The organism is Silvibacterium bohemicum, assembly GCF_001006305.1.
Classification (GTDB): domain Bacteria; phylum Acidobacteriota; class Terriglobia; order Terriglobales; family Acidobacteriaceae; genus Silvibacterium; species Silvibacterium bohemicum.
Map to the genome: position 1 here is coordinate 511,079 of NZ_LBHJ01000012.1, position 14,282 is coordinate 525,360.

6 protein-coding genes are annotated in these 14,282 nt (G+C 57.8%); 4 read left to right on the plus strand and 2 right to left on the minus strand.

Translation table 11 applies throughout. The features are described 5' to 3' along the window. Window positions 1-44: 44 nt before the first annotated feature. On the minus strand, window positions 45-3,257 hold the full coding sequence (locus tag XX99_RS18520; protein WP_050060859.1) for a TonB-dependent receptor: 3,213 nt from the start codon (window positions 3,255-3,257) through the stop codon (window positions 45-47). A gap of 387 nt (window positions 3,258-3,644) precedes the next feature. After that, window positions 3,645-7,274, minus strand: a complete 3,630-nt coding sequence (locus XX99_RS18525) for a glycosyl hydrolase 2 galactose-binding domain-containing protein (protein ID WP_231581481.1) — start codon at window positions 7,272-7,274, stop codon at window positions 3,645-3,647. Between the two features lie 338 nt (window positions 7,275-7,612). On the opposite strand from XX99_RS18525, the gene XX99_RS18530 reads away from it, so the two are divergent. From XX99_RS18530 to XX99_RS18545, 4 genes are all read left to right on the plus strand, one after another. Beyond that, complete coding sequence (locus XX99_RS18530) at window positions 7,613-10,711, plus strand: beta-galactosidase (protein WP_050060860.1); 3,099 nt, start codon at window positions 7,613-7,615, stop codon at window positions 10,709-10,711. Between the two features lie 9 nt (window positions 10,712-10,720). Then, entirely contained in the window at window positions 10,721-12,457 is a 1,737-nt protein-coding gene (locus XX99_RS18535) for a glycosyl hydrolase (protein ID WP_050060861.1), read from the plus strand. 64 nt (window positions 12,458-12,521) lie between these two features. Then, window positions 12,522-12,737, plus strand: coding sequence for a hypothetical protein (locus XX99_RS27360; protein ID WP_050060862.1), 216 nt, complete (start codon window positions 12,522-12,524; stop codon window positions 12,735-12,737). Continuing rightward, the gene (locus XX99_RS18545) at window positions 12,695-14,269 is read left to right on the plus strand and encodes a TolB family protein (RefSeq protein WP_082125694.1); all 1,575 of its coding nucleotides are present in this window, start codon (window positions 12,695-12,697) and stop codon (window positions 14,267-14,269) included. The genes XX99_RS27360 and XX99_RS18545 overlap by 43 nt, the downstream gene beginning before the upstream one ends. Window positions 14,270-14,282: the final 13 nt, after the last annotated feature.

Consider the following 14,282-nt stretch of genomic DNA (forward strand, 5'->3'; position numbering starts at 1 on the left):
GAAACCAATCAAAACAGCTCGCGCTTTAACATGGTGTCAATCATTTAGAACAACAGTTTGAGGGCGAATTGAATCTCGCGAGGTGTGTAATAAGGGGCATCGCCGCTGACGGAACCAAAACCATTTGTACCCAAAGCGGCATTCGGTACGCCAAAGCTGGGCGTGTTGGTTAGATTGAAGAGTTCCGTGCGGAACTCAAGGTGTACATTTTCGTGAATCGGAAACTCCTTGAATGCAGAGAAATCGAAATGGCGGAAATGCGGTCCGTGCAGCGGATTGCGTGGCGAATCGCCGGCAGTCCCAAATGCCTGGGGCTGGAATGCCGCGATATTGAAGTACTGGGTATTGTTCGGATTGCTGATGGTTGGCTTGGCCACCAGATTCGGACGGTCATCTCCGGCACCAGTATTGATCTGCGGCACATTGTTTTGCACCGTGAAAGGCAGACCAGACTGCCATACCAGGATACCGTTGGTTTGCCATCCGCCTGCGATCGCTTTTTTATAACCTGTCAGTCTCTGCCCGAAGGGTAGATCGTAATTGAACGATCCAGCCACCCGGTTGCGCACGTCCGCGTCGCTATTGCCGTAATCATAGGTGGAAATTTTCGACGGAATCAAGCCATAGCCGGCTTGATTGTCCTGATTCAGATCGGCAGCATTATCGAGCATGTGAGCAAACGTATAGTTCGCGTTGAAGGTAAGGCCACGGCTAAGATTGCGCCTAAAGGCAAGCTGAGCGGCGTTGTAGTAGGAGACACCATGGCTATAGGTTTGGGTAATGCTGGTAATGCCTGGCAGCGTTCCATTGTAGGGTCTGACTGACTGTATGGTTGGCAGCGCAAGGCAGGCCGCGCTTCCCGCCGGAGAGCAGTAGTCCTGATAAGGTTGCGCCGAGGGCAGAGGCACATCGATATTAGGAATGAACTGGGCCAGGTGACGTCCAATATCGCTCACGTAACTCACCGTGACCACGCTAGCGCCGATCTGCTGCTCATACGTGAGACTGGTCTGGTACATATATGCGTTGCCGAAGCTCGTGTCCATGGCATTGGCGATCGCGCCCTGCGGATTCGTGATCTGGCCGTTATCGAGGACAGGCACAGGAAGTCCGTTGGCGATGTTGTACTCAGGAGCAGGCTGAAAATTGTATACGAACGGCTGATTCTGCCGGTCGCCCGAGGTGCCATAGTTATCAGGAAAGAAGCTGATTCCGAAACCACCGCGAAGTACGGACCGGTGCGGGAGCGAAGCCGCAAAACCGAAGCGAGGAGCAAGATTGCGATAGTCAATCTTCACGCCAGCGGCGTCGTTCACGCCGTTTACCCCTGCGAGGATCAACGTACCTGTTGCCGGATCGAGGTTGGAGAGGCGGTTGTGTTTTTCCGTATAGGGCGTAAACACGTCGTAGCGAATGCCCATGTTCAGGGTTAGCCATGGCATAGCGCGCCAGTTGTCCTGGAAGTAGCCGCTCGGTTCCCATGTGCGGTAAGAAATCGGGAAAAGCTGATTGCTGCGCTGTGCCGTGAAGGCAATTCCTTCCAGCATGGAGACGAGCGTGCAAGTATCGGCCTGCGCTGTATTGCAAGCCCCAAGCGTGTCTGCGGCCACCTGGCTCTGTGCAAACGTATCGTTAAAATTGAATGCCCCGGCTGCAAATGCGCTCTGTATGTTCGTCGCCTGACGCCGGATAAGCGTACCGCCCATCTTGAAGTTGTGATTTCCCTTATTGATGGAGAGTGAGCCGTTGTATTGGAAAGTGTTGTCGAGATCCTGCAGTGGCAGATATTCGCCATCCCCAACTGACCCATAGCCGCTTGGCACAAATGGCGTCAGAAAATGCGAGGTCGCGTTGGCGTAATTTGCGCCTGTAAGCCCGAATTGAGAAGAGACCGCATTGCCGTAGTTCAGCGGCAAGGATGCATTGTTGATACGGGTGTATCCGGCCTTCAACTCCAGAAGCACCGAGGGAGTGAAGATGTGAATGTAATTGAGGGCGACGTTCTGCTCCTGCTGATCTGAAGTACCATCCTCACCGTATACGTTGCCGCCGGGAAAAATTCCATTCACCTCCGGAAAGGGACCAGGCGTATCTGTATTCGTGCGGTTGATGGAGTAACGGGCGAAAAAGAGATTATTTTGATTGAAGTGCTCGTCGAAGCGGATATCCGCCAACTCTGCATTCTGAACTACGTTCGGTGAATCAACGAAGTTGTTCGCAAAGCCCGGAAGGTTCGGCGCCGGATAGAGCTTATAGTAATTGAGCGCGATCGGGCTGATCTGGCTGCTGGCTACCACTGGCCCGCCGGCGTCAGAGAAGTTGCCGGGATTCTGTTCCTCAAAGAGCGTGGGGACTGTGACAGTGCTAGTCGTGCCCTGCACTTTGCGCAGTCCTTCGAAATCAGCAAAGAAGAAGCTCTTGTCGCGGATGATTGGTCCGCCAATCGATCCACCAAATTGGTTCTGGCGGAACTCCGGCTTCGCTCCCGTGGTAGCAAAAAAATCACGCGCATCCATTTTGTCATTGCGCAGGAATTCGTATGCCGATCCATGGAAAGTATTGGTGCCTGACTTGGTCAGGATGTTGATGACTCCTGCCGACGTGCGACCAACCTCGGCCGTATACAAATTAGTTTCGACGCGAAACTCCTGGATAGCATCGATTGAGGGGCGTACGCCGATGGTGCCGATAATACGTTCGTTGTTGTCGAGGCCGTCGATCTCTTCCGTGTTGACCATCGTGCTCTGGCCGTTTACAGAAACTGCAGAGGTTTCACGGCGGTCATCCGGCCGCGATCCGCTCGCGATTGAATTGGCCGTACCCGCATTAGCTCCTGGCACCAGCTGTGCGAGGTTGATGAAGTTGCGGCCATTCGTCGGCAAATCCTGGACTGCGCGATCATTGATCGTGGTGCCTATCGTTGAATCATCGGTCTGCAATGCTGGCGGCGCGCCTGTGACTACCACTTGCTGGGCCACGGAACCGACCTGCATCTTGGCATCGATGCGCTCTCTTTGCCCCGCGGAGAGAGCGATATTGCTCTGTTGGAAGAGAGAAAATCCGGGAGTATTTATCCGCAACGTATAGACGCCGATGGGTAGGAGAGAAAAGGTATACTCGCCCGACGCGCCGGTCGTCGCGTTGCGCGTCTCGTGGGTGCCCACATTTTCAATGCTCACCGAAGCATTGGGAACAATCGCTCCGGTATTGTCTGTAACTGTGCCGAGAACATCGGCGGTGATAGATTGCGCCCGCATTGTGCCGGGTATCAATAGAAGGACGGGGAGAAGGAAAGCGAATAGCTTTAAGAAGATTCTATTTGGTATCGTTATCACAGCAACCTCAACAAAATCGAATTGGTTAAATAGGTCTTTCGGATGAATGAGTGATAGATGATATGGATCTCGACAAAAGACCCATATGGGAACGTTTTATGCCCTGCTAAAACGTTTTACAACGATCACCAATTAAGCCATTCTGCATTGACGGCTGTCAAATTGTGGTGCCGCTGGAATGGCCTTCCTGCCTGTTTTGAATGAGATGAAATTTCCGGTGATGAACGACTTTAGCGGCCTGAGAAAACGATCGTCAATCTCAGGCGGCTGCTAGCTTTCTCATGAACGCGCCTGCACGACGGAGATCGACTAGGAGCCGGGTTTCACGTGAACGGAAGCGTTTGTGTTGTTCCATCCTCTGAGGGCGATCGCGTACTTCACCTCTGCCTTGGCATCAGGCACGTCGATCTCGATGGTTCTGCTCTCGCCGGGCAGCAACGTCACGTAATTGTCGGAGTAATAGACAGGCAGGATGCGCTGCTTCGTTGATTCGTTCAGAAATGTAAGCTTAGTGGCGAGACTGACGCTGTCCGATGGATTCGTGAGCCGCACCTCCGCCCTGTGCCCCTCTACGGTGGGGTGAACGACGGCGGACGCCGTCAGTGTCACTGTGGGAAGCGTATTCAGCGCGCGCAGGCTCTCTGAGCGCTGCGCCAGCCAGTACACATTATGCGAAAGAACAGCGCCATCGCTCCCTGTGAGATCGAGCACCACCAACACAACGCCATTGTTTTCCAATGACGGCAGATCCAGACGCAGAGTATGCGCGACGTCGTCAGCGCTCAGGTCGAGCGCTTGTGCCTGATCCAGCAAGGACGCATTCTTCAGCGAAAGAACCCGTGCGCGGACCTTTAATCCCGAACGCGCTTGCGGCGTCGTATTGACGACGTCGACCGCGCCAGTCGCAAGGTTCAATTGAACGTGCAAGGGTTCGCATGCGATCTTGGTCCCGTAAAACGATGCCTGAGTATCGTAGTCGGAGCTCAGGATCTGCCACATGGTACTTGGCCATGCAGGCTGCGTCATCCATAGCATGCGCCCGCTGTTGGGAGCCCACAGGTTGGCGTTCATGCCCTCGAAAATGGCACGATGGTCTACATAATTCAGCAGCTGCGCTTTACGTTCGAAGTCCGGCAGGCTTGTGGGTGCGCCGAATTCCCTTTCGATCTCCTGCATGAAAGGCTTCACGGCGCCGTTTCCTGACTGGTGCCAATCGTGATAAGCCCACACATCATCGATCGGCCACCAGTCCGCCTGCGGCGTGGTGCTCTCGAAGCTTTCGAGCGTCGACATGGAAGGCGTGCCGGTTTCGACCGAGAAGCCGCGATTATTCACCGTGTAATACAGCTTTGGATCCTGATATCTATAGGGGCCGCTGTTCTGAAGATTCACCTGATTGGAACTCGGCGAGTAAAAGCGGGTTCCATCCAGCGTGCGCGTCAAACGATCCAAGCCCATGTTCAGCACCGGCTGAGGAACACCTTCGTTACGGCCGCACCACACGATGATGGATGGATGGTTCCGGAAGCGCTTGATCGTATCCGCGGCATTATTCAGAAACAGCGCTGGATCGTCCGCCTCGATATTGTAGTTCTGGGTTGACTCCCAAAAATCATTCCAGACCATCAGGCCGTACTCGTCGGCCAGATCGAAGAAGGTCTCTTCGGTGTTCTGCCCCACCCAGTTGCGGATGATGTCGACGTTCGCATCGCGGTGAAGCCGGAAGTAGGGCTCGAGATGCTCGCGGGAAACACGCTTGCGCGAGTCGTCCATGCCCCAGTTTCCACCACGCGCGGCAATGCGAATCCCGTTGACACGAATCACCAGGTAGGACGACGTTCCCGTCTCCGTCAAAGGACGCAATGCCGGAGAGTTCTCCATCCCAGGCTCGATGGAAGACACATGCGAGCCTCCGTTATAAGAGGAGCGCTCCTCTTCCGGTATGTTCAGGGCTGCAGCATCGGCCGAGGGAATCTCGCGCATGCCTTCGTGACTCACGTCGACAACAGGTTCATCGCCATGTGCGTCGGCAGGCGTATATGCAACCCGCCGCAGGTGGCCCGTACTATCCAGAAGACTCAGCTCATAGCTGATCTCCCGGATGCCGAACCTGACGCTCTGCTCATCGAAAACCGTTGCGCTGTTCTGTGGTGCAAGCTGCAGCTTCAGATGATACAGCTCAGGCTTGCCATAACCGTTCGGCCACCATAGGCGCGGGTTCGCAATCGCAAGTTGCGGGAACTCCGCAGCCGTGAGCGACAAGGTGCTTTCACCCGGAGGCGCGGCGAAGGTTTTCTCCACCGCGATGCCCTCCGCCGTGGCATGCAGCACAGTGTTTACCGGCGCGCCGGTGAAATTACTTACAGGAACATCGATGGCGAGAGTTGCGCGGCTGTAGTCGTGCCCGGGAAAGGTCGACACTACTTTTGCGTCGCCGATCTTCAGGCTGCGCCGTACCTTCAGCGTCACGGGCTGCCATAGGCCGGTGTTGCGATCGCGGATCGCTGGAATCCAGTCCCAGCCCTCGGTGGCTAGGAACGAAGGACCGTCTATCTCCATGCTGCCGCCGTTTTCTCCCGGCCCCGCGATCACAGACTCCTCTTCTGGAATCCCCGGATGCGGCGGGGGCGACACGCGCACCAGCAGCACATTGCGCGGCTTCGCCAGCTTGGTAACGTCATAAACGCCACGCTGAAAGGCGCCCTGCATCTCGCCCAGGTGAACGCCGTTGAGCCACACCTCAGCCTTGTAGTTGATTCCCTGAAAGGTGAGCTCGAGATGATCCCCTGCATCGGTGTTCAGCCGTGGCGAGGAGAACTCGTTGCGGTACCAGTAATCCTGTTTATTCAGTGACTCGGGTATCTGAAGGTTGTTCAGGCCGTAATCGGGATCGGGATACACACCGTCCTCAATCATGCTTTGGAGCACGGTGCCCGGAACGGTAGCGCGCATCCAACCGCGGGCATCGAACCCTGCGTCAGAAAGCTGCGCCGGGCTAAGCTTCACCTTGGGCGCCTCCTGCAGCGTCCATCCCTGCGCCAGAGTCCACTCGTTCTGTCCGGAAGCCTGCAGGACCTCGCTAGCTTTCGCAATCTTCTCGTCGCGTACAGCCGGCATCGAAAATGGCGCTCTGCTTTTCGGCAGTGTCTGCGGATCCTGCGGAGCGCGATAACCTGCCTGCCCCCGCGTTTGCAGCGGCCAAGGCTTCGAGCCTTCGTCATAGTTCAATGCCGCGAACTGCGGCCGATCTGCGAAGAGATGCTTCACCTCAGCGTCACTGAGCGCGCGCCGCTGGACGGTGAAATTCGCGACCTTTCCGCCGAAGTGTCTTCCGTTCTCCGGCTCGACAGGCCCAGGGCCTATCTGCAAGACGCCCTGAGTCGCACCTGTAACGAGCAAGCCATGCGCCACGAGTGCGCCGTCGCTGTACAGTCGCATCTGCTCTCCGTCGAAGGTGGCTGTGAGCAGATGCCATGTGTCTGAGCTCCCTTGCGTCTGCGGCGCGGACAGCTCATTCTGCGAGCCCATCCACAACGTCACCTTGCCCGGTTCCAGGCCAAGATAGCGGGGATAATCGCCCGTAATGTCGCCCATGCCCGCTATCAGCTCGCGTTGCTCGACAGCTTCGGCTGGGTTGTACCACGCGGAGAGAGTCCATGCAGAAGAAGCCTCGAGCACTGAGTCTTCGTAGGGCGCCTCCCCACGACGAAAATCGACGGGAGATGGCGTCTCCTGCGGCTTTGCCATCCGGTACCGCAGACCTAAGCCGTCAGGCAGCAGGACCGCGTTGTAAGGTCCATACTCAGGCGGGTCGTTCGATGGAGGCGCCTGCGCTAGGGCTCCAAGCGAAGCAAAAACTACCACGAGTAATCCGGTCGTTACACGCGACAAAAAACGCTGCGCAATCAATGCAGACGAACCTAATCCCATGAGCATCATTCGTGCGCTAATCTCCCGTATTTGTGCGGCGCGATAACGATATCATGATCGAGTAACAGTGCGCTCTAAGGATCGGCCACTCATCCAAGTTCCAGCTCCCATCGCCCTTTGACGGATCTTGAATACAACTCAAAGTGCGCTGCCAGAAAAATAGCATTAGGCCGTAATAAAGTGTTTGACAGGGTGGCTTGGGCCTCCATATAAATCCCGCCTAGGCCTTTTGCGATATCGATATCATCGGACTTCCGCTAGAGGCGCGATGGGAATCGTTTGCATGCCGGGCTATTCAAAATCCTTCCACCATTGTTCACACATCTGCGTTGTACGGAGGTCCCAATTTGAAGTATCCGCTCTGCTTGTGCTTTCTTCTCGCGCTCGGCGGTTCTGCGGCCGCTGCGCAAGGTACAGCCAATACGAACGCCCCGGTTGTCTTTCTTCAGAGCGGTTTCCCTGCCATCGACACAGAGGCGCCGTCGCAGGCGGAGTTGACTCGAAGCTTGCCCACCGCGCGCTTCGCCGATCTCGCGCAACTACGCGCAGGCAAAGTGCTTAGTGGGGCGCCACTATTGATACTGCCCTATGGCTCGGCAATACCCACGGCGGCGTGGCCGACCATACAGAAGTATCTTTTCGGAGGCGGCAATCTTCTCGTCATCGGCGGTCAACCTCTCCACGTTCCGGTCAGCGGGGAGCAGGATGGCACTTTTCAAGCCCAGGCCCCGCAGGACAGCTACAGCCGAGAGATAGGGTTTCTTCACACTTATGTGGCTCCTTTTGCCTCGGAGCCTCTGCATTTCGTGTGGCGTAACGGGTACAACTTTCTCCCCAGCCTTTCAGTCCAACCTACAAAGGTGTTCGTAGAAGAAGGCCGCCTGAACGGTCTCGCCTATCTTGACTCACAAGACGGAACTCATGTCGCGTCGCCGGTGATCGTCTCCGATCACTTAGGCGGTGAGCACATGAACGGTTCACGTGTTGTCGCTCTTCCCTTCAGTGCACCTCCAGGCTTCTGGGCGTCGGAGAATGGCCGTATCCTCCTGAGCGCTGCAGCGCATTATGCTGCCGTCGGCGCAACCAGCTTCAGCATCGAGCTGCAGTACAATGCTCTCCGGCCCGGCGAAACTCCGGCTGTAACCCTGCACCTCCATCAGGCGAGTGTGGCCACCGCTCCGGGCAAGGTCCGCATCGACCTGATGGAAGGCATGCACATCCTGGAGACGAAGCAGGTCGCCCTCGGCGGAATTGAGACCTCAGTAGCCGTGAGTTTTGCCGGCCCCTTGCGTGCGGGCGCTTACACCACGCGCGCGATCTGGACTGCCGACGCCTCGCAACCCTCGACACCGCAGGAGTTCGCAGAAAACGGCTTTGTTGTGGAAGATCTCAGCGCGCTGGAGACAGGGCCTGCGTTGGGAACGCACGGCGACTTCCTCACTCTGGGTGGCAAGCCGTTCTTTCCGGTTGGGACGAACTACTTCAGTACCGACGCCAATGGCTGGGATTTCTCCGGTCCGCGCAATGGCGCGACCTGGGAGCGCGACTTCGCAGATATGGAGCGTCATGGCGTCAGCTTTGTGCGCACCGGCGTGTGGATGCCGAGCTTCTCAAAGTTTGTCGATGGACTGACAGGCGAGGCCAACGAGCGCTTTTTGCGTAACCTGGAAGCCTTTCTTTCCGCGGCGCATCGCCACAACATCGCGGTCAACTTTACTTGCTTCGCCTTCACTCCCCATGGCCAGGATCGTCCTCGCCGGTCCAGCGACACATCCTCGGAACAGCCTCTGCCGAATCCATACCTTGACGAGACCACATTGCGCCAGGAGCAGGAGTATGTCACGTCGGTCGTGCGCCGCTTCCGCAATCTACCATTTCTCTCCTACGATTTGATCAACGAGCCGTCGTTTTCCAACCCCCGCAACATCTTTCACGGCAATATTCCTAACGGGGATCCCGCTGAAGTGAACGCCTGGCATAAGTGGTTGAAGCAGCGGTATAGCACGCTGCCGGCGCTTGCCGATGCATGGCGCGTCACTCCGGAGGACCTCGATTCCTTCGACGCCGTGCCACTCCCGCGCGCCGCCGATATCGCTTATGACCGCTACGGCAATCAGCAGGAGGTGCGCGCCTTCGACTACAACCTGTTTGCGCAGGATATGTTCTCCGCATGGGTGCGAAGCATGGCCGGCGCGATACGGCGCACCGGCAGCATGCAGCTGATCGATGTCGGCCAGGACGAAGGAGGCGTCACCAACCGTCTGCTCAACCAGTTCTACGCCACGGCCGGCATCAGTTTCACAACCAACCATACCTATTGGTCGGATGACGCTCTGCTCTGGGATTCGGTGGCGGCCAAGCGTCCGGGGCTTCCCAACATTACCGGCGAGACAGGCTATCAGCCGGCGTGGAATCCCGATGGTTCTTGGCGCTATGACGAGCTGACCGGCACGGCACTCGAAGAGCGCAAATGGGTGCTCGGCTTTGCCGCAGGCAGTTCGGGAGCGATGCAGTGGGACTGGGACCGCGAGGTCGACTTCGGCATGCAGCGCTCCGATGGATCGGCCAAGGTGTGGGAAGCAATGATGCGGGATCTGGGCAGTTTCGCCAAGGCGGCCGCACCGCAGGCCACCGGCCTTACGCTTCCTGAGATCGCGATTGTTCTTCCGCAAAGCTTTCAGCTTTCCGTATACAACGCTCAGGCGCTTTCCGCGCAGCAGACTGCTGTTCGCGTGCTGTACCAGCGAAATCGGGTCGAGGCTTATGCCGTTGGCGAATATCAAACTGACACACTCGGCACGCCCAAGCTGATCATCGTGCCATCCGCGTATGGACTTACGACGAAGGCCTGGGCCGATATCGAAACACGCGTGCGCGCCGGTGCGGTCCTGCTACTTTCCGGTCCGTTCGCGGGCGACGAACATCTGCACTACACAGACCGTGCGAAGACCCTCGGTCTCCCCACTGGACTCACCGAGCTGCTGCTGCGCGGGAGCACACTGGATCTCCCCACAGGCAAGGCACCTTTACTCTATGAGGGCCTTCGCACCACAGTGCTAGACCGGGCCACGTTCCCGGATGGCAAGACCTGGACCGGACTGCCGCTGGGCAGCGGCAAGATTCTGTTTTCGGCATTTCCGCTCGAACTCAACAGCGATGAAGGAACGATCGCTGCCGCCTATGAACTTGCAATTCAGGCCGCCGGCATTCAGCACACGTACACTACAACGCTCAAGGAGCCCGGCATCCTGATCTGCCCCACCAGGCTTCCGCATGCCACACTCTACGCGCTCACTTCAGAGGCGCCCACGCAAGACATCAACTTCACGGACACACGCAGTGGCAAGACCTTCAGTGGCAGCCTCAAAGCTGGAAACGCCGCACTCCTGCTTGTCGGCGAGCACGGAGATCTAATCGCGAACTATCACTGGCACTCGCAGGAATAGGAGAAGCTGATGTCGCATTTGCGTTCCGCCGCCGTGGTCCTCATTGCGCTGGCCGTTCCCGTTTTGCGGGCTCAGTCGACGTATGCCTCTCCGGTAGACCCGGATGCAACACCTGAGGCCCGTTCCCTGCTGCATGAAATCGATACCGTTTCTGGTCACGGCATACTCAGCGGCCAGCACAACTTTCCTAACACCGTATCGCGTTACAGCGATCGTGTTCGCGAACTCACAGGCAGCTACCCTGCTGTCTTTGGGCAAGATTTCGGCTTCTCCGGTGGAGAGGATAAGGACTCTACTTTGGGCCGGCCCGCGATGATCGCCGAGGTGATCCGCCAGTATCACCGTGGCGCCATCATTGCGCTCACCTGGCATACCGTGCGCCCCACGGAAGACGAACCCGTCACTTTTCATGACAGCGTGCAGGGCCACCTGACCGATTGGGAGTGGCAACAGCTCCTGACTCCCGGCACAGACCTTCATGACCGCTGGGAGAAACAAGTCGATCGCATCGCGGGTTATCTACGCGAGTTGCAGGATGCTGGCGTTCCAGTGCTCTTCAGGCCCTACCACGAGATGAACGGCAATTGGTTTTGGTGGGGCGGCCGGCCCGGACCGCAAGGTTCTCAGGAACTGTACCGCCAACTGTACAACCGCTTCGTGCATGTCCATCAATTGCATAATTTGGTCTGGGTATGGAATGTGAATGCTCCTTCTCCAAACGCCGGACCGGTCGATCAGTACTTCCCAGGACCGGCCTTCGCAGATGTCCTAACCATGGACATCTACGGCCCCTTCGAGCAGGCGCATTACGACAGCATGGTGGCGCTCGCGGGGCCGCAAAAAACCATCGCGCTCGCCGAGGTCGGAACCATGCCCACGCTGGATACCCTCGCCCGGCAGCCGCGATGGGCCTATTTCATGATGTGGAGCGGCATGGCGGAGGGCTCCAATACGCCCGAGCAGCTGCAGACGATGTTTCATGCGCCGAACGTTATCAACCGCGGCGACGCACGCCTGCCAGCGCCCGCTCCAATCGCGGAGGTACATCTTTCGCCGGTAGACCCGCAGGCGGCACCAGGTGCTCGCGATCTGCTGAACAAGCTCTCGGCTGCGCGCTTTGATCCGGGGTCGCTCGCGAGTACACCAGCCAATCCCATGTTTGGCGAGCTTCTGCTCGACGGACGCAACGCGGAGGAAGTTCGAAGTGAGCTGAAGCAGCTCCGTGACACTGGCAAAATTCCGCTGCTGCGGTGGACTCCGCCCTCTCCTGCCGGGGGCGGCCAGCGACCTCTGGACGATTTCGAATGGAGCGAGCTGCTGAAGACTGGAACTCCGCTGCACGCCGCATGGATGCAGGAGATCGGCCGGCTTACAGCACAGCTCGCGGATCTCCATGAAAAAAACTCCGCGCTTGTTCTGGACCCGTTGCCGCAGCCGAACTTGACGACGTTTTGGTGGAGTCAGCGCTCCGGCCCGCAAGGCACGCAGAAGCTTATTGAAGACGTGTACGCCGCTCTTCAAAAGGCCGAAGTGCATACGGTTCTTCTGGCCTGGGAACCGGCGCTGACGGTTCCAACCGCTGGTCAAGCACGCCCCATGCCTCTTGCAAGCTTTTCTCCAGGTCCAGGTTTCTTCGACCTTTTGTTGACTGAGGGTGAGGCTCAAAATTTTCGTGGCTTCAGTGGACGTACTCTCCTCGAAATCGCCGGTCCCAAACCTCTTCTGCTCTTGGCCCCAGGTTCATAAACATACGCTGCCGGCGTTTCCATAAAACCTTTTTTGGAAGTTCACCTGGAGATCTCTTCGCGCAATGCACCGGTTCTCTTTTTATGTTCCCCTTGCGCTGCCGACCCTCACGTCGCTTCATGCACAAGTGCATTACGATCCCAGCCCTAACGCGATGGTCGAGCTCGCTGGCGACTATCTCCACTTCGCCGCTGACTCCGCTACTACCGAAGCAGCCAACCACCTTGGAGGCGCCCCATGCTCCGTACTGAACAGCATCAATCTGCCCGGATTCCATTGACCACAGGCTCAGCAGCGCGTCTCACTCATGCAATCGGTCTCTTGGCGATCCTTACGCTATTCACGAGCACGTGCACAGAAGCGCAGAACCTCGGCCTGCTGGAAGGGCATGCCGACGTTGGTAACGTACTTCATGCGGGCAACGCCGTCTACGATCCGGCGAACGACGCCTATGCAGTCACGGGCAGCGGCAGCAATCTTTGGTTCACCGCGGACGAGATGCAGTTCGCATGGAAGCGCATGCACGGCGATGTGGCTCTCACTGCGGAAATCGAGTTGGTGGGCGAGAAAGGCAATAACCATCGGAAGGCGGCGCTGATGGTGCGGCAATCGCTGGATCCAAGTTCACCCTATGTCGACGTGGCACGGCACGGTGACGGCCTCACCTCGTTGCAGTTTCGGCTTTCCCCTGGAGATGTCACGCGCGAGATCGAAACCGCCGCGACCGCACCGCACTGGGTGCGCATCGAGAAACGCGGCGAGTTCGCCTATGTCTCCGTGGGCGACAGCCGAGAGGAGTTGCGTTTCGCCGGGGCTTCGATGCACCTACGCCTTTCCGGGGATTTCTACGTGGGCATCGCCGTCTGCTCTCACGACAAGGACGTTACGGAAACAGCCATCTTCCGTCATCTGGAAATTCAGCCCCTGTCTGCTACCACCCGCGCAGGCCGGCGATGGAGCACGCTGGAGACAGTGAAGGTCGCCTCCACAGACAGACGAGTCGCATATACCGCGCCGGAACGATTTGCCGCTCCCAACTGGTCGCATGACGGAACATCCATCGTGTTCGCCCAAGGCGGTACGCTGCAGCGCTTCGGCCTCGACCCCGCTCCCTATCCGAGCCTTGGCGTACAAGCTGCGGCGAATGCCCACACAGTGCCCATTCGCATCGAAGTGGCTGCTCCACTAAGCGATGCACACGGCTTCTCGCCTGATGGCACTCAGCTTGCCGTCAGCGCCATGAATGGCGGTGCCTCGCACATCTACGTCCTCTCTGCCTATGGCGGCACGCCACGCGAGGTCCCGACCGACACATCCGCTGTGTGGACCAGCTGGTCCCCCGATGGTCGCACTCTGCTTTTTACAGGGCAGCAAGGAGATCAGGCGAACATCTATACCGTGCCCGCACCGGGAGGAGCAGAGACACATCTCCCGCACCAGCAGGGCCGCAATAAGGATGCTGACTTCTCCGCCGATGGGGAGTGGATTTACTTCAGCTCCGACCGCACCGGTACCGAGCAGCTTTGGCGCATGCATCCGGACGGCAGTGCGCAGGAGCAAGTCCTGACCGAAGCCGGCGACGATCTTTCACCGCATCCCTCACCGGACGGCAAATGGCTGGTCTACATCGCATTTCCAGCGGGCAGGACTGCGCCAGGGGAACAGATGGCCGAGTTGCGTTTGCTCTCGCTGAGTGATCGGAAACCGCATCTCTTAGCCACGCTGTTGGCGAGTTCGGGAACTATCCCTGCGCCCTCATGGTCTCCTGATAGCGCACGCGTGGCCTTCATCAGCTACGCCCTCGTGCAATAGCGCACACGAGATC